Origin of the sequence: Exiguobacterium sp. JMULE1 (assembly GCF_013337175.1) — a bacterium.
Taxonomy (GTDB): Bacteria; Bacillota; Bacilli; order Exiguobacteriales; family Exiguobacteriaceae; genus Exiguobacterium_A; species Exiguobacterium_A indicum.
The window spans coordinates 1,702,307-1,725,061 of record NZ_SGWC01000002.1; the positions used below are offsets into that span (position 1 = coordinate 1,702,307).

At 41.6% G+C, this 22,755-nt stretch carries 22 protein-coding genes and 1 tRNA gene; 11 read left to right on the forward strand and 12 right to left on the reverse strand.

Annotated features, from left to right (window positions below; genetic code table 11):
* Positions 1 to 99 precede the first annotated feature (99 nt).
* Positions 100 to 942, forward strand: a complete 843-nt coding sequence (locus tag EXW93_RS09285; protein WP_023468566.1) for a transporter substrate-binding domain-containing protein — start codon at positions 100 to 102, stop codon at positions 940 to 942.
* Between the two features lie 2 nt (positions 943 to 944).
* The gene (locus EXW93_RS09290; protein WP_023468567.1) at positions 945 to 1,622 is read left to right on the forward strand and encodes an amino acid ABC transporter permease; all 678 of its coding nucleotides are present in this window, start codon (positions 945 to 947) and stop codon (positions 1,620 to 1,622) included.
* Positions 1,623 to 1,704: 82 nt separating this feature from the next.
* Here EXW93_RS09290 and EXW93_RS09295 read toward each other — a convergent pair whose 3' ends face one another.
* Entirely contained in the window at positions 1,705 to 3,546 is a 1,842-nt protein-coding gene (locus EXW93_RS09295; RefSeq protein WP_370688659.1) for a putative bifunctional diguanylate cyclase/phosphodiesterase, read from the reverse strand.
* 146 nt (positions 3,547 to 3,692) lie between these two features.
* Between EXW93_RS09295 and EXW93_RS09300 the strand changes: the two genes are divergently transcribed.
* The gene (locus EXW93_RS09300; protein ID WP_023468569.1) at positions 3,693 to 4,322 is read left to right on the forward strand and encodes an FMN-dependent NADH-azoreductase; all 630 of its coding nucleotides are present in this window, start codon (positions 3,693 to 3,695) and stop codon (positions 4,320 to 4,322) included.
* On the opposite strand, the gene EXW93_RS09305 is transcribed toward EXW93_RS09300, so the two are convergent.
* The 6 genes from EXW93_RS09305 to EXW93_RS09330 form a co-directional block, all read right to left on the reverse strand.
* A complete protein-coding gene (locus tag EXW93_RS09305) occupies positions 4,319 to 5,194 on the reverse strand; it encodes a helix-turn-helix domain-containing protein (RefSeq protein ID WP_023468570.1) in 876 nt (291 codons plus the stop codon). The genes EXW93_RS09300 and EXW93_RS09305 overlap by 4 nt on opposite strands.
* 22 nt (positions 5,195 to 5,216) lie before the next feature.
* Positions 5,217 to 6,083, reverse strand: a complete 867-nt coding sequence (locus EXW93_RS09310; protein ID WP_023468571.1) for a helix-turn-helix domain-containing protein — start codon at positions 6,081 to 6,083, stop codon at positions 5,217 to 5,219.
* Between the two features lie 203 nt (positions 6,084 to 6,286).
* Positions 6,287 to 7,171 carry a helix-turn-helix domain-containing protein gene (locus EXW93_RS09315; protein ID WP_023468572.1) on the reverse strand — a complete coding sequence of 295 codons (885 nt, stop codon included), beginning with the start codon at positions 7,169 to 7,171 and terminating at the stop codon, positions 6,287 to 6,289.
* 3 nt (positions 7,172 to 7,174) lie between these two features.
* Positions 7,175 to 8,065, reverse strand: a complete 891-nt coding sequence (locus EXW93_RS09320) for a helix-turn-helix domain-containing protein (RefSeq protein WP_035396959.1) — start codon at positions 8,063 to 8,065, stop codon at positions 7,175 to 7,177.
* 7 nt (positions 8,066 to 8,072) lie between these two features.
* Positions 8,073 to 8,960, reverse strand: coding sequence for a helix-turn-helix domain-containing protein (locus tag EXW93_RS09325; RefSeq protein ID WP_023468574.1), 888 nt, complete (start codon positions 8,958 to 8,960; stop codon positions 8,073 to 8,075).
* Between the two features lie 89 nt (positions 8,961 to 9,049).
* A tRNA-Thr gene (locus EXW93_RS09330) sits at positions 9,050 to 9,120 on the reverse strand.
* Positions 9,121 to 9,557: 437 nt separating this feature from the next.
* Between EXW93_RS09330 and EXW93_RS09335 the strand changes: the two genes are divergently transcribed.
* Together EXW93_RS09335 and putP are read left to right on the forward strand one after the other, a co-directional pair.
* On the forward strand, positions 9,558 to 10,733 hold the full coding sequence (locus EXW93_RS09335) for a MalY/PatB family protein (protein ID WP_023468576.1): 1,176 nt from the start codon (positions 9,558 to 9,560) through the stop codon (positions 10,731 to 10,733).
* Positions 10,734 to 10,994: 261 nt separating this feature from the next.
* Positions 10,995 to 12,467, forward strand: coding sequence for a sodium/proline symporter PutP (gene putP / locus EXW93_RS09340; protein WP_174316398.1), 1,473 nt, complete (start codon positions 10,995 to 10,997; stop codon positions 12,465 to 12,467).
* A 56-nt stretch (positions 12,468 to 12,523) separates the two neighbouring features.
* Here putP and EXW93_RS09345 read toward each other — a convergent pair whose 3' ends face one another.
* Positions 12,524 to 13,315, reverse strand: coding sequence for a class I SAM-dependent methyltransferase (locus tag EXW93_RS09345; RefSeq protein ID WP_023468578.1), 792 nt, complete (start codon positions 13,313 to 13,315; stop codon positions 12,524 to 12,526).
* A 41-nt stretch (positions 13,316 to 13,356) separates the two neighbouring features.
* Positions 13,357 to 13,671: a hypothetical protein gene (locus EXW93_RS09350; RefSeq protein ID WP_035396953.1), complete on the reverse strand. Its 315-nt coding sequence runs from the start codon at positions 13,669 to 13,671 to the stop codon at positions 13,357 to 13,359.
* A 204-nt stretch (positions 13,672 to 13,875) separates the two neighbouring features.
* Between EXW93_RS09350 and EXW93_RS09355 the strand changes: the two genes are divergently transcribed.
* From EXW93_RS09355 to EXW93_RS09365, 3 genes are all read left to right on the forward strand, one after another.
* Positions 13,876 to 14,358: a GNAT family N-acetyltransferase gene (locus EXW93_RS09355; protein ID WP_023468580.1), complete on the forward strand. Its 483-nt coding sequence runs from the start codon at positions 13,876 to 13,878 to the stop codon at positions 14,356 to 14,358.
* Between the two features lie 126 nt (positions 14,359 to 14,484).
* A complete protein-coding gene (locus EXW93_RS09360) occupies positions 14,485 to 15,183 on the forward strand; it encodes a queuosine precursor transporter (RefSeq protein ID WP_029341956.1) in 699 nt (232 codons plus the stop codon).
* Positions 15,184 to 15,241: 58 nt separating this feature from the next.
* Positions 15,242 to 15,598 carry a PilZ domain-containing protein gene (locus EXW93_RS09365; protein ID WP_023468582.1) on the forward strand — a complete coding sequence of 119 codons (357 nt, stop codon included), beginning with the start codon at positions 15,242 to 15,244 and terminating at the stop codon, positions 15,596 to 15,598.
* A 235-nt stretch (positions 15,599 to 15,833) separates the two neighbouring features.
* Here the strand turns inward: EXW93_RS09365 and EXW93_RS09370 are convergent, their stop codons facing one another.
* Complete coding sequence (locus tag EXW93_RS09370) at positions 15,834 to 17,504, reverse strand: glycoside hydrolase family 13 protein (RefSeq protein WP_058264844.1); 1,671 nt, start codon at positions 17,502 to 17,504, stop codon at positions 15,834 to 15,836.
* A 224-nt stretch (positions 17,505 to 17,728) separates the two neighbouring features.
* On the opposite strand from EXW93_RS09370, the gene EXW93_RS09375 reads away from it, so the two are divergent.
* Genes EXW93_RS09375 through EXW93_RS09385 form a run of 3 tightly spaced genes read left to right on the forward strand, consistent with a single transcriptional unit; the run spans position 17,729 to position 19,662 of the window.
* Positions 17,729 to 18,346, forward strand: coding sequence for a hypothetical protein (locus EXW93_RS09375; RefSeq protein ID WP_023468584.1), 618 nt, complete (start codon positions 17,729 to 17,731; stop codon positions 18,344 to 18,346).
* 48 nt (positions 18,347 to 18,394) lie between these two features.
* The gene (locus EXW93_RS09380) at positions 18,395 to 19,189 is read left to right on the forward strand and encodes a thymidylate synthase (RefSeq protein WP_055968468.1); all 795 of its coding nucleotides are present in this window, start codon (positions 18,395 to 18,397) and stop codon (positions 19,187 to 19,189) included.
* Positions 19,186 to 19,662, forward strand: a complete 477-nt coding sequence (locus EXW93_RS09385; protein ID WP_035396944.1) for a dihydrofolate reductase — start codon at positions 19,186 to 19,188, stop codon at positions 19,660 to 19,662. Before EXW93_RS09380 ends, EXW93_RS09385 begins: the two co-directional genes overlap by 4 nt.
* A 50-nt stretch (positions 19,663 to 19,712) precedes the next feature.
* On the opposite strand, the gene EXW93_RS09390 is transcribed toward EXW93_RS09385, so the two are convergent.
* Both EXW93_RS09390 and fumC read right to left on the reverse strand, forming a co-directional pair.
* A complete protein-coding gene (locus tag EXW93_RS09390) occupies positions 19,713 to 21,230 on the reverse strand; it encodes a GGDEF domain-containing protein (protein WP_023468587.1) in 1,518 nt (505 codons plus the stop codon).
* 80 nt (positions 21,231 to 21,310) lie between these two features.
* On the reverse strand, positions 21,311 to 22,705 hold the full coding sequence (gene fumC / locus EXW93_RS09395) for a class II fumarate hydratase (protein WP_035396940.1): 1,395 nt from the start codon (positions 22,703 to 22,705) through the stop codon (positions 21,311 to 21,313).
* Between the last annotated feature and the right edge of the window lie 50 nt (positions 22,706 to 22,755).

Genomic DNA, 22,755 nt, shown 5'->3' on the forward strand with positions numbered 1-22,755 from the left:
ACTTTGTGCGCGTATTACTTTGCCCGAACATAAGATTCCGTGGTATTTTTAACTATGAAAAGAGTTATTGATCATGGAAGTAGAGAGAGGAATAATACGATGAAAAAAACAATGCAATTTACGGGTCTCTTGATCGCAGGAAGCTCGATCTTATTAAGCGCATGTGGTCAGCAAGAGGAGAAGGCAACCGCATATGACAAGATTCAAAAAGATGGCACAATTGTTGTCGCGACGGCTGGTACACTTTTCCCGACATCTTACCATGAAGAGAAAAACAATAAGTTGACTGGATTTGATGTCGAAGTCGTCAAAGAAGTAGCAAAGCGTCTTGATTTGAAAGTGAAATTCAAAGAGATGTCATTCGACGGTATGTTGACAAGCGTCAATACAGGTCAAGTCGATCTTGCTGCTAACGACATTACGATTACCGATGATCGTAAAGAAAAATTCGCGTTCTCAAAACCATATAAATATACGTATGGTACGGCAATCGTCCGTAAAAGTGATTTATCAGGCATCAAGTCTCTTGAAGACTTGAAAGGGAAAAAAGCTGCCGGAGAAGCTACAACGACATATATGCAGATTGCTAAAAAATACGGTGCAAAAGAAGTCACGTACGATAACGCGACGAACGATCAGTATCTACGAGATGTCTCAAATGGTCGAACAGACGTCATCTTGAATGATTACTACTTGCAAACACTCGCTGTCGATTTCTTCAAGGACTTCGATATTACGATTCACCCTGATATCGCTTATAATCCAAGTCAGGTTGGTTTAATCATGGATTTAGATAACAAGGAACTTCAATCCAACATTAACGAACAACTCGATAAAATGAAGGAAGATGGCACATTAAAGGAAATTTCGAAGCAATTCTATGCTGGAAAAGATGTCTCTCAAATGCCTGACGTCAAAACGACGATCGTCGATGTGAATTAACGATGTCTTCGATTGATTGGCGGTCCGTCTTCAATCCGGAATTGGCGGTTGAATCGTTTCCTTATATTTTGAGTGGACTGGGACAGACGCTATGGATTTCCTTGCTCAGCATGGCCATTGGTCTTGGAATTGGTTTGCTCCTTGCCCTTTGTCGTCTGTCTAGGCTTCGACTTTTACGTATCGGAGCGAGCGCCTACATCTCGTTCATGCGAGGTGTTCCGATTCTCGTGTTGCTGTTCATGTTGTATTTCGGACTGCCGGTCATCAATATTCAACTGGACGCGTTAACAGCAGCAATTACCGGTTTTAGTTTGAATAGTGCTGCGTACATGGCAGAGATCATTCGTTCTTCCTTACTATCGATTGATCGTGGTCAGGAAGAAGCGGCAGCTTCGCTTGGTTTATCGCGATATCGAACGTTCGTTGGTATTATTTTGCCACAAGCGATCCGAATCGCCATCCCACCGCTTTCAAACGTCTTGCTTGATCTCGTCAAAGCCTCGTCGCTTGCTGCCATGATTACTGTCCCTGAAATATTTCAAAAGGCAAAAATCGTTGGTGGGCGTGAATTTGATTATATGACCGTTTACTTTGTCGTTGCGTTCATTTACTGGGGAATTTGTTCCTGTATCGCAGTCATCCAAGAGATTCTCGAGCGTCGTTTTGCACGGTATCTCTGATTCATTATTTCGCAAACTGTTATACAAACAGGCGATGGACCATGTCCATCGCCTGTTTGCTTTTTAAATTTTTACTGATTGGTTACCCTTCCCGATACATCGCTAAAAAATGTTCGAGTTGCCGCGGTTGTAGCGGTCGATGGAAGAGGTACCCTTGCAACGTATGACATCCTAACCGCTCGAGCAACGCTGCCTCTTCTTCTAGTTCGATTCCTTCTGCGACGATCGTCATATCTAATCGTTTCCCTAATTGAATGATTGTCTCGATCATCGCTCGTTTTTTTTCAGAATGAATCGCTTCTTGAACGATTTCTTTCGGAATCTTCAATTGATCGAATGGAAGTTCAACGAGAGGCTGCATAGAGGAAAAACCGGTTCCGAAATCATCGAGTGCAATTCGAATTCCGTATAAATGGAGCGCATTCAATGTCTCAATGATTTGTTCCGTTCCCTCGATGAAGATGTGTTCTGTCATCTCGATTTCAAGGAGTGATGGTGGAAAACCTGTTTGTTTTAAGGTCGTCAGTACTCGATCTGTAAAATCAGGTTGTCGCAATTCCCAAGGCGAAACATTCACTGAAATCGTTATAGGTTCCTTCCCTTCTTCCAACCATACTTTTCCTTGTAAGCAAGCTTGTCGCATGACCCAGCTTCCAAGCGTTTCAATGAAACGTGTCCGTTCCGCAAGTGGAATGAACTCATTTGGCGGAACGAGACCATACTCCGGGTGATTCCAACGAATTAATGCTTCCACTCCTGTGATTTGACGCGTTCGTGCATTGACTTGAGGTTGAAATAAAACGAAGAAATCACGATCCAACTCTGCATCGTACAAATCGCGTGTTAATTGAAGCGCTCGCTTTCGTTCATTTTGAGTCGCTAAATCTGTAATCGCATACGTATTTTTTCGATTTGCCTTTGCTGTAAATAATGCAATCTCTGCATCGTTAATGACATGGTCTGTTGTTTCATCGTTCATGTATGAAACACCGATACTTGCAGTTACATTAATCTGCTTAAAATCGATTTGTACACGTTCTGCTACACTCGACAAAATATCATCACAGAGCACGCGTGCATCGTAATGGTGTGGTGCATGCAATAAAAAAGCACTTCCACTTGCTTTCGCAATTGTACAGTCCGGAAAGTGATTCATCAATCGCCGGCCAATGATGTGTAACGAGCGGTCTCCAGTTCGGTATCCGAATGCATCGTTGACTGTTTTGAAATCGTCCAGATCAACGAGACAAATCATATCACCTTCTCGTTTCTTCTTATCTACTTCAATCACAAATGAAGATCGGTTTGATAAACCTGTCACAGGATCCGTGAATGCTTGTTCTTGTAAACGGGCTAGGTAGTCAATATTACGTTCAAGACGGGTGACGTATTGATTATGAATCAATAAACTAATGATCGTCGCAATCAAGATAAGTCCAATGCGCGCGATGTGATCGGATGCAAACATCGTGGCATTTTCAAAAGATGGAGTATGATACCAAATATAGAGAAGAGAAATCGTCGTAATGCTCGTTGCATACAGCAACATTGTCCGATTAATGACGACTAATGACGCTAAAATGAAAAGAAGTGCACATGCCCAAACCGTTTGGACACCACGATCGATGAACGGATAATAAATGTATGGAATCAACAAAAAAACACTCGACATTATATGTGGCTTTAGCCGATCTGACAGTGTACTTTTACCAATGAAGTATTGTGCTATTCCAGCACTCGCAATGACGAGAGCGCGAATCCAATCCTCCCCATTTAAACCAGAACGACTAAACAGGTTAGCAACGATATATAAAATGGCACCACAACTCGTCAATACAAAAATGATCATCCCGAACAACTGATAATTTGCCCGGATTTCTCGATGATATTGCAAACTATTGGAAGAACGTCGCTGTGTGTTCACCGCCATCCCCTCTTTCTAGTTCCTGTCGGTTATTTTCCTTATCAGAACCAAAACAAAACCTGAATTTTCTAAAAATAATAAAATAATGGGAAGTCATGATTTTGATTAGAATGGGAATAGATAGGTATAGAAAGGAGCGATTAACTATGTCTCATCTACTGTTTATTGAAGCCAACGATAGCACACATCAAAAAAAAGGCATTAGTTCTGAATTGAACGATGCTTTCCTAAATGCGTATCGTGAGCATCATCCTGGCGATACAATCACGGTTTTGAATTTATTCGAGGAACGTCTCCCCTTCTTTGATTTAAAGCTTGCGAATGCGGCAGGTCGACTATTTAAAGGAGAGGAATTAACGGGAGATGATGCGATCCACGCACAACGGCTTCAAGAATATTTAAACGGATTCTTAGATGCCGATAAGGTCGTCTTTTCATTTCCGATGTGGAACTTAACAGTTCCTGCACCGCTTCACAACTATATGGATTATCTCGCACAGGCTGGTCAAACGTTTCGTTACACAGCTGAAGGTTCGATCGGACTGGTTGAAAACAAACAAGTGTTGTTGATTCATTCACGCGGTGGCGATTACTCGACAAAAGAGAAAGCACCAAGTGAACACGCTGTTCGCTACATGTTAGACTTATTAGCATTTTTCGGAATTGATGATGTATCGACAGTCATTTTAGAAGGGCATCAACAATACCCCGATCGTGCATCTGAATTGATTGAACAGGCACTTCTTGCATGTAAAAAGACAGGTGAACGATTCTAAATACGAAATAAAACAAATGAACTATTTTTTTCAAGTAAGATTTTTTCATGAACAGGTAGATTAAAGGTACGGAATAATGAGTACGCCATTGTAAAGTCTTTTTGGATGTCAGAGGGGTTACGATTCAAAATTTTTTTGAAGTAACCTCTTTGATAATATAGTTGACCTAAAAGTTGACCATCTTCAATTTGCAAGCTCTCTTGAATGCCTTGTTCAGTAATCTCTAATCCAAGTTGATTTCGATTTTGTTCAGATAGTTGTTTTGCATAGTTATAAAGAATCTTAATACGAACTTTTTTCAGTTCAGTTGTGTCATAGTTAAACCGAAGCAATTCTTGAAAGCTATTTTCTGCTGAATCAAAATCCTCATGCTCAATAAAAGAAATCGCGATTGCCATATGAATTCTTAAATAAAGCGTTGGAGATTTGAATTGTAATGACGTATGCATCAATAATTGTTTAAATTCACCAATGGTTTCAAGATAAGTTCTAAAATTTCGTTTTTCATGAATGATAATTTCATAATACATTGCTAAAAATTTTATCTCATCGTAGTCTATTTTGTTTTTTATATCATCAATAATCATGCGGGCTTCTTCAAATTGATGACTTTGTAACAACCTCAATAATTGTTGATCATAAGATGTAAACATATCACTCCGAAGATGATCTTCAAACAACATGGAGAGCGGTACCTTAAGACGTTTTGCAACTTGTTGTAACCAATCAATTGTTGGTGAATTTTTACCATTTTCTACTTTACTAATTTCGGCTTGACTACATATTCCCTTACATAATTCAGCTTGAGTCATATTTTTCTCTTTTCGAATCCGTTTAATTTCATATCCTATTGATGAAGATAAATGACTCATACGATCTCCTCCTTCATCTATTTTAAAGTTCAAAGTATAAAAAATCACGTTTACCATTTAATACTAGTTCAGCGTGATTTCTATTGTCTAACGCGTGAAATATGGTATACGCGTGAGTAAATGCTTCTTGAATGTCCTTACGTGGATAATCTAACTTTTCATAAAAACAACCTCGTTGATAAAAAAAATGACCTAACAATGACGTATCTTTTCTTTCTAGAGATGATTGAATGCCTTTTTCCGTTATCTTCAGTCCCATTTCAAAATCTGATTGAAAGTACAGTTGCTGCGCATAGTTATACATAATTTTAGATTTTAGTTTTATCAAATCATATGTCATATAATCATACTCTAATAATTCTTCATATATTTTTCGCGCATATTGATATTGGTGATTTAAATAATAATAGTTTGCGACAGACATTTTAATTCTTAAGAAAATAGATGGGTATTCGATTTCCATTTGTTCTTGATCTGATAAGTAAAGTAATTGAGAAATACAAGTACGGTAGTCAATATCTTTTTTACCCTCACGAGCTACCCACTCAAAATAACGAATTAATAATTGAACAGAAGAAGGTAAATCATTTGGTGTTTGTTTAATGAAATCAAGCATGTCATCATAACGATGTCGTCTAGAAAAGTCAGACAATTGTCTATCAAATTGATGAAATAGACTGGTCTCATTCGCATCAATGAAGAGATGAGCCGTTGAAGTATGGAGCTTTTGGGATAACCGTTGAACAATATCTATCGTCGGCATGATTTTTCCATTTTCGATTTTACTCAATTCCGCTTGGCTACATACATCTCTTGCTAATTCTGTTTGCGTTAAATTTCTTTCGACACGTAGTTGTTTAATATGTTGACCAAATGCTTCGATTTCCAAAATTTCTGCTCCTTTCTTGTAGTTTCATTTTCACTTAACAGCGTGTTTATTATTTGATTAAGTATACGGAGAAATCAGTTTATGATTCCGAAAAGTTTTTCTTAACAGATAAAGAAGATAGCGAATTTTATGCACTCTAAAAAACAAGATATAGTATAAGATTTCGCATTGGGACAAGCGCCTATATAGGATTACTTTTAAGTCTACTCAAAAGTAAATAATAAGTGTTCCTCTTTTAGATCAACAACTTTTTGTTTAGTCGATTTAAGCTCTAATGCATGCAACAATGTATACGCAACTGTATATGTTTTTTGAAATGAATCTATTCCTACCGCTTCTTGATAGTTACCTAATTGAAAATACAAATGCCCTAAAAGAAAAGTTTGCTGATGAAGTAAACATAATTCAATTCCTTTTTGAATATATATTTTTGATTCTTCAAACAGATCTTGATACAAAAGGATTTGGGCATGATTAAAATAAATTTTGATTAAAGAGGTGACATATAATGAGCTATTAAGACTCTCTAACAAAATTTCGATATCCAAATAAGAATTCGTCGTTAAATGGAATAGCTTATGTTCAGCATATAAATTGGCAATCGCGGTTTTGATTCGAATGAACAAAGTGATTGATTCGTTTTGAACATCCCGTTCAATTAGAAGGTTATTTAATAGGAAAGTCGCGGTCCTAAAATCATACTGATCCTGTTTCAAGTCGACGATGATTCGAAAATATGCATTTAATATGACTAACTCAATATTTTCATTATTATTGTGCTTAGAAATGTATCTCTTGATTTGCTCATACTTTTCATCTCGAAGTAGCGCTGAAACAGTCTGATCAAAGCGTTCCATTTCTTCGTTTTCTTGAAGTTCTTCGAATAAAAGTGCAATTGGAACTTTTAATCGAGTGGCAATTTGCTTCATTAAATCTACAGTGGGTGAATTCAAACCATTTTCAATTTTACTAATCTCAGCTTGGCTACAAATACCATTACACAGTTCGTTTTGTGTCATCTGCTTTTCAATACGCAACTGTTTTATTTTTGTACCAATCGATGAAGTTAGTGAATTCATCTTCATCATTTTTCACTCACTTTCATCTATTGGGAATAGCAATAGTTCTGCTAAATGCACTTCAAGAATTTTTTGGTAAGCATGATTATTTGTTGCAATAAAAAAGGAATAGGCAATGGTATATGCCTCTCTAATATCATTATTTGCAGCATGTAATGATTCTAAAAAGAAACCTTTTTGATAATAAAAGTGACCAAGATATGTTAAATCTTGTAGTCTTTTTGTCTCTTCAATTACTTGTTCAACTTCTTGCAATCCTTCTTCAAATCGCTTTAGTCTATACAAATTTCTTAAATAATTGTACATGATTTTCATTTTAATTTTTTTATATTCACAGGTCTGATATGGCATTTTTAATAAATCTTCATAAATTTGGTGAGAATGCGCATATTCCTTATTATTCGTATAGAGAACAGCAATTGCCATTTGAATTCGAATATAAAGAAGAGACGACTGTTCCATGATTTTCTTTTGCGCAACTAATTGAAGTAAGGATGTAATGCATGAACGAAAATCAATATTTCCTCTTTCATATTCAAGCAGGACTTGATAATAATGAATAAAAATTCTAATTTCAAATATGGTTGTAGAGTTAGAATATTGAACTAACTCTGCTGACATTTCCCCATACGTTTTTTCTCTAAAATGCCGTAACATTTTTTGGTCAATTTCGTTCAACTTTTGCGAGACCTGTTCATCCGCAAAAAATAAAGAAATGGGTATTCGTAGTTTTCTAGAAATTTGTTGTAATAAATCAATTGTTGGAATGTTTCTTCCATTCTCGATTTTACTAATCTCAGCTTGACTACAAATATCCTCACACAGTTCCTTTTGAGTCATCCGTTTTTCTAATCGTAACATCTTAATTTTTTTACCAATCGATGAAGTTGGTAAATCTATCATTTTTTGTTCACTCACTTTCATTAATCGGAAATAAGAGGTGATCAGAAAAATAGGTTTCAAGGATTTTTAGATAAGAGTGATTCTGAGTAGCAATGAAAAAAGAATAAGCGGTCGTATACGCTTCTTTTGTTTCTGATTCAGATGCTTTTAACGCCTCTAATAAGATTCCTTTTTGAAAATAAAACTGTCCGAGATACGTTAAATCCTGCAATTGTTTTGTCTCTTCGATGACCTTCTCAACTTCCTGCAACCCTTCTTCGAATCGTTCAAACTCTACTAAATTACGTATGAAATTATACATGATCTTCATTCGAATTTTTTTATATTCTCTTGTTTGATAAGGTAAGTCTAATAGTTCTTTATAGATTTGATGGGCACGACTATATTCTTCGTGGTTCGTATACAGAACAGCAATTACCATCTGAATTCGTGTATAAAGAAGAAATGATTTGTCTTTGATCTGTTCCTGTCTGACAACTTGTAATAAAGAGGCGATACATGTCCGAAAATCAATATTTCCTCTTTCATAGTCTAGTAATTCTTGATGGTAGCGAATTAAAATTTGAGTTTCAACCGCATTATTGACGTTCTCATATTTTGCTAAGTCTTTTGCCATATCTGAGTACGTTTTTTCACGCAAATGCCGAATCATTCGTTGGTCTATTTCATTTAATTTTTGTGAGACGATTTCATCTTCAAAAAACAATGAAATCGGGATGCGTAGTCTTCGACAAATCTGCTGTAACAAATCAATCGTTGGGGAATTTCGACCATTTTCGATTTTACTGATTTCAGCCTGACTACAAATTCCTTCACAAAGTGCTTTTTGTGTCATTCCTTGTTTTTTTCGTTCTTGTTTGATTTTATCACCAACAGAATGAATGACTGGATGCATAGAGGTCACTCCTCAAATCAAAAATATCGAACTCATGAAAAAAGTCTTCCGTTTCAAGTATATATCACTTGAGACGGAAGACGTGTCTATGCTTCCGGCGAGAATCGAACTCGCACTGCAGCATTACCATTGCTGAGGTCTGCCATTAACCTACGGAAGCTTGTAAAACCTAATTCTAGTATAACTTATAGAAAAAGACAAAACAAGAAGTCGATGCTTTTCAGCTCAACTTCTTGTCACTCATTTACAGTGTAGTTTTCGTTAGCGAGTTATCATAGACGACTAAAACTGAATAATGTTCATCCGCTTTAGACGCAACGAATGTTGAAAATTTTAATGTAATGATGGCGTTTGATCCGACCCCATTATTTTCAAAAAATTCATTAAGTCTTTCCTCTAATTCCTCAGGCGATCGCCCGACGACTACTTTAGAATGCAACATGATCATCACTCCGTTTCATTATGGTAGGTTCGAGTTTAGTAATTGCCTGATCGTATAAATGTTAAACCTTTATTTTTTCGACTTGCCCCACTCTCTCTCTATCCGCTATGGTGAAATGGAGTCATTCAACTATTGAAGAACAGGAGTGAAGTCTGATGGAACAAATCAATTTTGATGAAACGATCGAGAAACGAAATACAGGATCCGTCAAGTGGGACGGGCTCCCTTCGCTATATGGATCAGATGAGCTGATTCCAATGTGGGTCGCCGACATGGACGTCCGTCCACCCCACAATTTGACAGAACGATTGACTAGACGTGCTGCTACAGGTCATTTCGGTTACTCGATGTTTGAAGACGAAGCCAAACGAGCAATTCAACAATGGTTTCAAAAGCGATATGACGTCACAATCACTACTGATTCCATTCTCTACTCAAGTGGTGTTGTTCCAGGACTTGCACATACTGTCCTCGCACTGACGGAACCGAGTGATGAAATCATCATCCAGACACCGGTCTATCCTCCATTTCATCAAATCATTCAGTCTAATCAACGACAACTCATTGAAAATCCGCTTCTTTTAGACGGTGAGACGTACCAGACTGACTTTTCACTTCTCGAACGGCAAATGCGAACAGCACGTATGATGATTCTTTGTAGCCCGCATAATCCAAGCGGTAAAGTCTATCCGAGAGAAGAATTACAACAAATCGTCGAACTCGCGAAGCAACATGATGTTTATCTTGTATCCGATGAGATTCATGCGGACCTCGTCTATACAGGTTCCGTGCACACGCCCATTCTCGGTTTGGATTATGAAAAACTCATTTTAGTGAGTGCCCCATCCAAAACGTTCAATATTCCGGGTCTCTATGCGTCTTATCTAATCGTACCTGACATCTCGATTCGTCAACAAATCGAACGTGTCCAACAACGTCATTTCGTTCACCCGAATGCATTGGCTTCGACTGCGATTTCAGCAGCGTATGGTGATGCTATGAGTGAACAATGGCTGTCACAATTACTTGTGTATTTAGAAGGAAATCGTGACCATGCCATCCGTCGGATTCGCCAAGAGATGCCAAAATTAGACGTTGTCATTCCAGAAGCAACTTTCTTGTTGTGGATCGACTTCAAAGCACTCAAACTGGATAGTAAAACACGAGCAGATTGGCTCGTCAAGGAGGCAAAAATCGCTCTAACACATGGTTCTTCGTTCGGATCTGGCGGAGAAACATTTGAACGGTTAAATATCGGGTGTCCTCGTGCACAATTAGATCAGGCATTAGACCGTTTAAGCTCCGCATACCAACAGTTTTGGACCCATTAACATGACACGAATGATCCTAATTTATTAGGGTCATTTATCTTTCATTTAATTATTCTGAACATTCGAACTAGTAGAACTTCAACAGGGACTAAAACCGTCCCAATCCCTTAAGGCACTAGGCGTAGCGGTACTTTTCATGAATTTGACGTGACTTGCAAAGTCGTTTTATCCCCTGTAAGGTGGGGAACATATCATTTGGCGAATGAGTCAATACATGCTTGATCGCTGAAAAAAACTATTGCATTTGGAGGATTTAACTTTATGACGCAAGAATGGATTTCAATCATCCTGTATCTTGTTCTCATGTTGGCAATCGGTTATTTTGCCTACAAGCGAACGACGAATACAGAAGATTACATGTTAGGCGGACGCGATCTCGGTCCAGGTGTCACAGCACTCTCTGCTGGTGCATCGGATATGAGTGGATGGATGCTCATGGGACTTCCCGGCGCCATGTACGCGACAGGTGTTTCAGCACTCTGGCTCGCACTCGGATTATTGATTGGATGTTACGTAAACTATTTAGTACTCGCACCACGTTTTCGACTTTATACGGAAATGGCGAACGACTCGATTACGATCCCTGATTTCTTAGAGAATCGTTTTGAAGACAAATCACGTGTGCTTCGTACTGTATCAGCACTCGTCATCATCATCTTCTTCACGTTCTACACATCAGCTGGAATCGTCTCAGGTGGAAAATTATTTGTCAGCTCATTCGGATTTGATTACCACTATGGTATGCTCTTGACGATTGCGGTCGTAATCGCCTACACGTTATTTGGCGGTTTTCTCGCAGTTAGTTGGACCGACTTCGTCCAGGGCTGTATCATGTTCATCGCACTCGTTCTTGTTCCTGTCGTCGCATTGACAGACGTCGGCGGAGTCGATGGTGCATACAACTACGCTGAAAAATTAGACCCTTCGTTGTTTGATCCACTTAAAGGAACAACAGTTCTTGGAATCATCGGATTCCTTGCCTGGGGACTTGGTTACTTCGGTCAACCACACATCATCGTCCGTTTCATGGCGATTCGCTCAGTCAAGGATTTAAAAAGCGCCCGTCGTATCGGGATCGGATGGATGTTCATCTCGATTCTTGGTGCGATGATGACAGGACTCGTCGGAATCGCCTATTTCGAAGGTCAAGGGAACGGACTTGGCGACCCGGAAACGGTCTTTATCCGCTTCTCTGACGTACTGTTCCACCCTTATATCACTGGGTTCTTGATGGCTGCGATTCTTGCAGCAATCATGTCGACGATTTCATCACAGTTGCTCGTTACTTCGAGTGCGTTGACAGAAGATTTTTATAAAACGTTCTTGAAAAAGGATGCAACGGATAAACAACTCGTCTTTACTGGTCGAATCTCTGTGCTTCTCGTAGCAATCGTTGCAAGTGTACTCGCTTGGAATCCGTCAGCGACGATTCTTGCACTTGTCGGTTATGCATGGGCTGGATTCGGTTCTGCCTTTGGTCCGATCATCTTGCTTTCTCTCTACTGGAAACGGATGACGAAACAAGGTGCACTGGCTGGTATCATCTCAGGTGCCTTGACTGTCATCATCTGGGTTCAACTCGGACTTAGTACGACGCTTTACGAAATGGTACCTGGATTCTTCATAAGCTTGATCTTTACGGTCGTTGTCAGCTTGATGACGAAACAACCAGTCAATGCCGTTCAGGAAACGTTTGAAGAGATGGAAGACGAATTAAAAGACGCTGTTCAATAATCAGCGAATAACGAGTAAGACCTCTGCCGTATGATTGGCAGAGGTCTTTTTTTGATCTACAGTTCAATCACGCCATAATGCAACTTCGACGTTTTACGCTTTGTTCGTTCGAACCCAAACCGTTCAAACAAGGGGCTCTCATAATGTGCTTTTAAAACGATACGCTGACGTGCCACACGCTTCGCCTCCACCATCGCTTCCACAGATAAAGCTTCATAGTTCGCAAGCGTTCGTAAAGCGTCGAGATGCGTCGATTCTTCGACGGTCTGTTCGAACATAGGATCAAAGTAGATGACATCAAAGGAGTTATCCGGACATTCTTTCAAAAAGGCTAAATGGTGTTTGACTTTCACTTCTATTCGTCGCATCGCTTGATTGATCGGTTCGTAAGATTCTTCCCACCGTTTTAATCCATTCTTGACGACAAATGCTGTCTCAACCCGGCTTTCTAACCCGATGATCCGCCCCCGCTCTCCGATGGAATGACTCATGACAATGGCATCTGCTCCAAGACCAAGTGTGCAGTCAAGCACACGCATCCCTTCCGATAAGCGTCCGATTGTAACGAGAGGATCGCCTCCTCCTGCATCAATTTGTTTGATGCGAAACACCGCACTTGAAGGATGGAAAAAGAACGATGTGGTCTCACCTAGTGGATATAAATCAAGCCGTTGTTTATCGACGACAAGCACCGGTAATCCTGTCTCCTGTTGCAAGTGTTCTATGCTTTTTTTCTGACGCACGACATAGATAAAATGTATCGTCTCATCCGCTAATAACTGCTTCACACGATGATGCACGTCGTCAGTCGGACGAAGACATGTCGTCAGTCCAATGGTTGGTTTCATAATGCGTTCCTCCATAAAAAAATAAGCTAGCCGGAGCTAGCTTATTTCTTTTTCTTCAATAATCCTTCGATATCTTCAATCAATGCTTTTTTCGAAATTAGGTCTTCTTGCTTTTCCTGTTCGACTTTTGCATCGACCGTCGTCCGCTTCATGAGTGCCTGAAGCGTTTCATCGATGCTTGACTTCAGATGATCGCGGTCTTCTTTATTAAGGGAAAGATCATGGTGAACTTCATCCCCTTGTTCATCTAATTGGCGTAAGCGTTCCGTCAATTGTTTCGCTTCACGATTCAAGTCCGAATACAATCGTTCGATTTGCTCTAGACGCAATTTGATTCCGTCACGTTCTGTGAACACGTTTTCCAGCCCCTTCCAGTATGCAGTTGTCTACATCATTACTTTACCATATTCCACGGGAATTAAAACAATCACAAGATGATTACAGAATGACTTTTTTTATATTTGTCACTACGCATCGGCTTTAGTTAATTTTTGCAATTGCACGGAGGGTATCGCTATAATGTAAACGAAGCATCAATTGGGATGAGGGAGGATTTTGTGATGGAATTGAGACGTCGAACATTACGTCATGTCGATCAAGCTGAGTACGATCATTTCTTGAAGTATGGCGAGCAAGCATATGGACTGACTCCGCAAGAAATCAAAGGGTATGACCATGAGCTTGGAGAAGAGCGGGCTTTTGATTCCGTCGAGCACAGCTATCCTGAAGATTATTACTTTGATATCGTTGAAGCGGATACGATCATGGGGCGGGTTCTGCTCTTAAAAATGGGTCACTACTTCCAACTCGACTTCATGGTGTTTGATCCCTATACGCGTCGGGGTCTAGCTACTCAAGCAGTTGCTGAAGCATTGACGTATTCTGGGGTACTAGATCGTCACGAAGTACGCGCGCGTGTCCTTGAACAATCACCACACGCTTCGTTTGCAAAACGCATTTTGGAAGCGAATGATTTTACGTCGACAGAGAACTATTACGTCAAAGGAAGACGTCGTCGGTACTCTCTGCAACGAATGGGCTAAAGACCATCCGAAAGACCATGAAACTCATGGTCTTTTTTTAATGCCCCTCATCGCTTCGTCACCTTTGACAGTTGATGAATTTCAGCGTACAATTTTCATCTGTATGAACAGAAAGGAGTACATCTCATGAACGAATGGTTATGGATCCCTTCCATTTTTTTAACGATGGGATTATTGATTTTCAGTTATTATTTATTTGGTAAGACAGGATTGTTGATGTGGATTGCCATCGCAACAATCATTGCAAACATCCAAGTCACACAAACCGTCGATATTTTTGGTTTCGTCTTCACGTTAGGGAACGTCGTGTATGGCAGTTGTTATCTAGCGACAGATATCCTCAATGAAAAATACGGAAAACAGGTCGCTCGTAAAGGCGTCTATATGGGGTTCTTCTCCCTGATCACGACGACCGTCCTCATGCAGTTCAGTCTCTTGTATACACCACTTGCTGATAAGGCTGCACTCGAAACATCCGATTCCTTGCATTTATTGTTTGGACTCTTACCATGGATTGCTGTTGGTAGTCTTGCCGCTTATCTCGTCTCGCAACTATTCGATGTCTTTATCTATTCAAAGATCCGTCAGAAGACAGGCGAACGTAAGCTTTGGTTACGGACGACAGGGTCAACCGTATTAAGTCAATTGCTTGATACGTTGACGTTTTGTGCGATTGCCTTTCACGATATGCCCTTCTCCATCTGGTGGCAAATCTTCATTACGACGTATCTTGCGAAATTCGTCGTCGCTTGGTTCGCGACACCATTCATGTATTTAGCAAAACGTATCCACCCAACGAAACAATCGACAGACGCTGCTGCATGACCTAAAAAAACTAGAAGACTTGACGAAATTGTCGGATAATGGGAGTGGAGGTGCCTACATGAAAATTAAACGGAATGAACCCTTTCGATATACGCTGAAAAAACCAATAACAGGTGAATTTCATTTATTGAAAAATGACCAGCGTACTCCTAAAGGGCTGATGAAAATTCATAATATCTCACCGAACGGACTAGCAATCAGCACAGAACTAAAACTTCCACTCCTCAAATCAATGAAAATCGTGGTTGAGTTCTCATTGATCGAGGGTCAAGAACCTTTGTGCATCGAAGGTCAGTTATTGCACGAGAAGCCAGTGGGTCCCGAAAGACTGTATGGCATCCGCCTCAATCCATCAACGACTGATCGTGATACAATCATCGCTCAGGTTAAACAAGTCGCTCAATTGGAGCGATAATTTATAAAGAAAGGGTGGCAGAATGATGATCTGCCACCCTTTTCTCGTAAAAAATGACGCGTCACACGCAACTTCTATAGGAAACAGCGCATTTATGCGCTTCAGAGACAAACAAGACCCGCTTTCCTGCTTGAATGAAGTAGGAAAGCGGGCTTAGTGTCTCGCCTGAGAAAGGGGCGTGAAAAGACGCGTCATTCTTTTTTTGAGTCAGCCCTCTGTTTTATGGCTAGATGAATCAACCTTCAAACGTACGGAAGACGACTGCCTCATAAGGTCGAAGTGTGAGTTCGTCGGTAATGACGGACTCTTCATAGTTTCCGATGACCCGATCTGACGTATCATGCGTAGACGGAATATTCACATCATGATCCGCAAACGAACAGTAGACATACCATGTCTCCCCTTCAAGCGTTCGTGAGTAGGCGTAAACTTCTGGATGATCTTCGAGTAAGAGTTGATAGCGACCATAGACGACGAGCTCATGGTCATGTCGTAGACGAATCAACTGTTGATAGTAATAAAAGATGGATTGCTCATCTGCAAGCGCCTGTTCGACGTTGATTTCCGGATAGTTTGGATTGACCTTCAACCACGGTGTTCCCGTTGAGAAACCAGCGTTCTCCGACGCATCCCACTGCATCGGTGTCCGCGCATTGTCTCGTCCTTTGATATGGATGGAACGTAGTAGTTCAGCCGGTGATGCTCCTTGTTCCGTACGTTCTTTCCACATGTTTCGAATTTCGATATCTTCATAGTCCGCGATGTCTTCAAAAGCGACGTTCGTCATGCCGATTTCCTCGCCTTGATAGATATATGGCGTCCCTTTTAACAAATGCAACAATGTAGCAAGCATTTTAGCTGACTCGACGCGGTACGTCGTGTCATTACCGAATCGACTGACGACACGGGGTTGATCGTGGTTGTTCCAATAGAGCGAGTTCCAACCCGTCTCATGTAACGCCGTCTGCCACTTGGTGAAATTTTGCTTGAGTTTAAGTAAATCAAACGGAATGACGTCCCATTTCCCATTCGGACCTGAATCGAGATCCATATGTTCGAACGTAAAGACCATGTTGACCTCTTTACGTGCCGGATCCGTGTAAAGAATGGCATCATCCGTCGTCGCTCCTGGCATCTCACCGACTGTCAGGACATCGTATTTACCGAAGGAGGCTTCGTTCATCTCGTGTAAAAACTCATGGACACGCGGTCCGTTGATATAATGTTCTCCACCATCTCCATACAGTGCTCCTGGATGGACCGTCGCATCTGGTAAGCCAGGTGTCTTTGAAATCAAGTTGATGACATCCATTCGGAAACCGTCAATCCCTCGATCCAACCACCGACGAATCATCCCGTACACATCATGACGCATCTGCTCATTTTCCCAGTTCAAGTCAGGCTGCTTCTTCGAGAATAAGTGTAAGTAATACTCATTCGTTGTTTCATCATATTCCCAGGCAGGTCCAGAGAAAATCGATCCCCAGTTGTTTGGTAGCGAACCGTCTGGATTTGCCGGGCGCCACATATAATAATCCCGATATGGATTGTCCTTGCTTTGACGCGACTCCGCGAACCACTGATGTTCATCTGACGAATGATTGATGACGAGGTCCATGACGATTTTGATATCTCGTGCATGTGCCTCATCTAGAAGACGATCAAAATCATCCATCGTCCCGAATTCCTTCATGATGGCTTCATAATCACGAATATCATAGCCATTATCGTCATTCGGTGAATCATAGACAGGACTTAGCCAAATGACGTCGATACCAAGTGTCTTCAAATAATCCAACTTTTCGATGATTCCGTTCAAGTCACCGATTCCATCCCCATTCGAATCATTATAACTACGTGGGTAAATTTGATAAACGACACTATCATGCCACCATTTACGTTCCATCCTCAACACTCTCCTCTTTTATGTACGTAACGTGCTACATATTGAGCAAACGATTGCATCAATTTGTAAAAGCGCTTTCAATTCTCACAACGTCATCTTAACATGTCCATGAGAGGTGCTCAAGCACGAACCTTAACATATTTGATATCATGAAATATGAAATACAAGTGTTTACTACATCCAAGATGATGGGAAAGAAAGGTATGAGAAAGGAGTGTGGACAAATGTATCGTCGATATTTGCTCTTCCTTGTCTGGGCGATTGCTATTGTCTTCATCTTATTATTTGGAAATAATCGTGTCTTTCCAGAAGGTTTCTTGATGTCGTTTTTACGTTTCGACCAAAGTCAATTTGATACATCCGCGTTAAGTTTATTTGCCTTACTCGGCATTTATCCGTTCGCTTTCTTTTTACTATTTCTAGATGAGAAACGATTCATGCGCCCTGGACCGCTCGTCGCAAGTATTGGATCGTTCTTCTTAGGTGCCTTCGTGTTGATGCCTTATGTCGCCCTCGCTATTCCAAGGAAAACGTTTCTTCCTTTTCGTCGTCGCGGGTGGATTCCTACCGTCGTCGCCTTACTTAGCGTCGTGACGACATTATTGCTTTGGATTGCTCTTGCTCGGTCTGATTGGAGTATATTCCGCATCTACTTTGAGACCAATCAATTCGTTCGAACGATGACCGTCGATTTGTTATTATTCTACATTCTGCAAGTCTATCTGCTCCGGCGCATTCGTGTTCGGAATGCACAATCACTAGAGTGGCAAGACGTGATTCCGCTCTTTGGCTTATTCCGTTATCTATTCGCAAGACATTTACCGACATCCTCAAAATCTTAATTTATGGTACAATGAAATTTGGATTTTTCGAAAAGGAGATGTCATCCGATGGAACAATATCATGCACTTTGCGAACACATTTTGGAACACGGAACAAAAAAGGAAGACCGGACGGGAACGGGAACACTCAGCGTGTTTGGTCACCAAATGCGCTTCTCCCTTCAAGATGGTTTTCCTCTCATTACGACGAAAAAGTTACATATGAAGTCGATCATCCATGAGTTGATTTGGTTCATCTCGGGTGATACGAATATTCGTTATCTACAGGAAAATGGTGTGCGGATTTGGAACGAATGGGCCGATGAGAACGGAGATCTAGGTCCTGTTTACGGGGCACAATGGCGCTCTTTTCCACGTCCAGATGGCACGACGGTCGATCAGCTAGCACAAGTCATTGAACAGATTAAGACGAATCCGGATTCTCGTCGTTTGATCGTCAGTGCTTGGAATCCTGGACAAGTCGATGAGATGGCTTTACCACCTTGTCATCTCTTGTTCCAATTTTATGTCGCTGACGGAAAACTATCATGCCAATTGTATCAACGTTCAGCTGATGTTTTCCTAGGCGTACCATTTAATATTGCATCTTATGCGTTACTGACACATATGATTGCTCATGTGTGTGGACTTGAGGTTGGTGACTTCGTTCATACGCTCGGTGACGCTCATATCTATTCAAATCATATTGAACAAGTTAATCTTCAGTTGACGCGTACCCCGAAAAAATTACCGACGCTGCGCTTCGCTCGAACAGTCGATCGTATTGAAGACTTCCGCTTCGAAGACATCATCATTGAAGGCTATGATCCTGATCCGCACATTAAAGGTGTGGTAGCCGTATGATCACACATATCGTAGCGTTTACAAAAAATCATGTCATCGGTCGTGACAATGCGATGCCTTGGCACCTTCCAGCTGATTTAGCTCACTTCAAGCGTACGACGATTGGCAAACCTATCATCATGGGACGAAAGACGTTCGAATCCATCGGACGACCGTTGCCCGGTCGAGAGAACATCGTCATTACGCGCGATCAGACGTTTGCAGCCGAAGGTGTAACGGTATGGCATGATCTATCTGCTTTGCAACCATACGTCGATTCAGAAGAAGAAGTCTTTTTGATTGGTGGTGGAGAGTTGTTTGCTCAAACGCTTCCTCTTGCTCGCCGCCTGTATGTCACTGAAATTGATACGGTTCTTTCTGGAGATGTACATTATCCCGAAATCCCATCTTCATTTCAGATTACTTCCGAAACACATTATGATGCGGTCGAGGGAAACGATTATCCGTTTATCATTCGTCGATATGATCAGTAACTAAAAAACAGCCACATTGCTCCGTATGATGGACGAATGTGGCTGTTTTTTTAAGGAATTTGCATGATCCATTCAGCAATCCATTCCTCCATATCAGAATCGATCTGTGAGGTCATGATATAGTCTGTCGCACCGCATGATAGCGCATTGGCTAAACGATCGTCTTCTTGATCCGTCACGACCAAAGCATCAATGATCGATTCCCGTTGTTGTCTCCACTCCTCTAATCGTACAAAGTTCTCGCTTGCTAACTGATCGAGTGAAAGAATCGCCAATTGTATTGGCGACGTCCGTTGATCATCTAGCGGAATCACCTCAATATGGTATTTCGGATGACCCGGCATATCAAGCGTATGTACCTGTTTAAGGAATCCTTCCTCGACACGGATATAGACTGGTATTTTTTCGATCGATATCGCTGTCGAATAGGACACCACTTGATTACGACCATTACGTTTCGCTTGATACAGAGCTTCATCTGCCTCTGCTGTTGCTTGCGCCAGGGATGTGAGGAGATCAAAAGCAAAGGAGAGACCAATCGAAACCGTTACTTTTAATCCGTTCGCAAAAATATGGCGCTCGACACGCTCGCGAATTTTATTCATACTCGCAACGGCTTGCGGTACTGTTTCTGCTGAAAACAATAAGATGAATTCCTCACCACCGAAACGAATGAATTCATCATCGAGACGAGCGGCTTGTTGAACGATGGTAGCTAGTTCGGAGAGGACCAAATCCCCCGTTGGATGTCCATGTAAATCATTGATCCTCTTAAAATGATCGATATCAAAAATAGCTAACCCAAATGTCCGCTGTTCACGTTCGAGACGTGCTACGCGACGATCAAAGGCATTTTGGAGGTATTTCCGGTTATAAGCTCCCGTCAGTTCATCGACCAAGATCGTCGAAGATACGACCCTTAATTTTCGTAATAGTCTCGCTAGACGAACATGTCGTTCTTCATTCGTCACTGTCTCATCCCAGTAGTCATCGGCTCCCATCTCATAGCTGACTTGACGAATATCAGACCGGTTTGGACCTACGATGATGACGGGAACGAATGCTGACTCCATTTGTTTGATCAGTTTTTGGAACAACTCCAATGATTCCACGATAGATGAATGGTCGATAATGACGGCATCCATAGCAATATCATGTGATATCGACAACGTGTCTTCCACCGAACTGAAGAATCGTGACATATAGCGCTCCTGTTCGAGCGATTTTTTCCATTTGATATTCTCAAGAAAACGTCTTGTCACAGTGACGACCAATTCTTTTCGAATCCGGTTGGCGCGTGAACGGTCCGACAACTGATCGACGATTGGCTGCAGTAATTCTTTAACGATTGGCTGCGTGATGACCGCATTCATTTGTTCCCACGTCGCTTTTTCCCGACTCACTTGATCGGCAAGTCCTCTGAACAGTTCCTCTCTCCCGAGTCCTTCAAGCCAGCTTGCCAATGCGAGTAGTTCTGTTCGTGGCACGGCCGGCATCCGAAGTAACGTCTCGACCATGATGATCGTCTGTTGCAGTTGTTTTTCTATTCGTTTTCGACTTCGTTCCATCCAATCCCCTCTCTTTCTATACATCCGAAGAACAATCCTCGGATAAAGAGAAAGCGAGGGAAATCCCCCGCTTTTTCAACTCACGCTTTTAAGTTCGGACGGACCATATCTGCTGGTACGATCCATTGATCATATTGTTCTTCTGTTAGTAGACCAGTCGCAAGTGCTGCTTCTTTTAAGGTTGACCCGGATTGATGCGCTGCCTTTGCAATTTTCGCCGCATTCTCATATCCAATGTGCGGGTTGAGTGCAGTGACGAGCATCAACGAACGTTCGACGTTCTCAGCGATGACGGACTGTTCTGGTTCGATTCCGATCGCACAGTGGTCATTGAACGAATGCAAGGCATCTGTCAGTAAACGAACCGATTGTATGAAGTTATACATGATGACCGGCTTGAAGACGTTTAGTTCGAAGTTTCCTTGACTTGCAGCAAAACCAATCGTCGCATCGTTTCCAAGGACTTGCGCTGCGACCATCGTCAACGCTTCACTTTGAGTCGGATTGACTTTCCCCGGCATGATTGAGCTTCCCGGCTCATTTTCTGGAATCGTAATTTCGCCGATTCCTGCTCGTGGACCTGACGCGAGCCAGCGAACGTCGTTTGCGATCTTCATCGCGTCCATCGCTAACGCTTTGACCGCACCATGCGTAAAGACGAGTTGATCGTGGCTGGTTAGGGCGTGGAATTTGTTTTCCGCGCTCGTGAATTCATATCCCGTCTCCTCGCTCATCTTTTGCGCAGCCAAATCACCGAAGTCCGGATGTGCGTTGATGCCCGTTCCAACAGCCGTACCTCCGATTGCTAATTCTGTTAACGGATCAAGCGTCCGTTCGATCATCTGCTTCGAAAGTGCAAGCATCCGGACCCAACCGCTGATTTCTTGACCGAGTGTGATCGGTGTAGCATCTTGCAAGTGTGTCCGTCCAATCTTGACGATATCCGCAAACGCGTTCGCTTTTTCGTCAAGTGTCGCATGCAACGCATCGATTGCTGGGAATAGTGATTCCAGCAAGACTGTCTTCGCTGCTAAGTGCATCGCTGTCGGATATGTATCATTTGAACTTTGTGATTTGTTGACGTCATCATTCGGATGAATCGTCGTCTCACTGCCTTGTTCTTTCAACTTACGTGTCGCGACCCGAGCGATCACTTCATTGACGTTCATATTCGACTGTGTACCTGAACCCGTTTGCCAAACGACAAGCGGAAACTCATCATCGAATTTCCCCGCGATGATCTCGTCACATACTTCAGCGATGACACCCGCTTTTTCTGCCTCAAGCACGCCTAAGTCGCGGTTCGCAAGCGCCGCTCCTTTTTTCAGGACTGCAAAGGCACGAATAACTTCAATCGGCATTTTTTCCGTTCCGATCTTAAAGTTTTCTAGACTACGTTGTGTTTGTGCGCCCCATTCCTGCGCTTCTGGTACACGAATTTCCCCCATCGTGTCACGTTCTACACGGTATTCCATAAACAAATTCCCCCTTTTGATTATTTCTCTTTTAGTTTAACGCAAAAGTA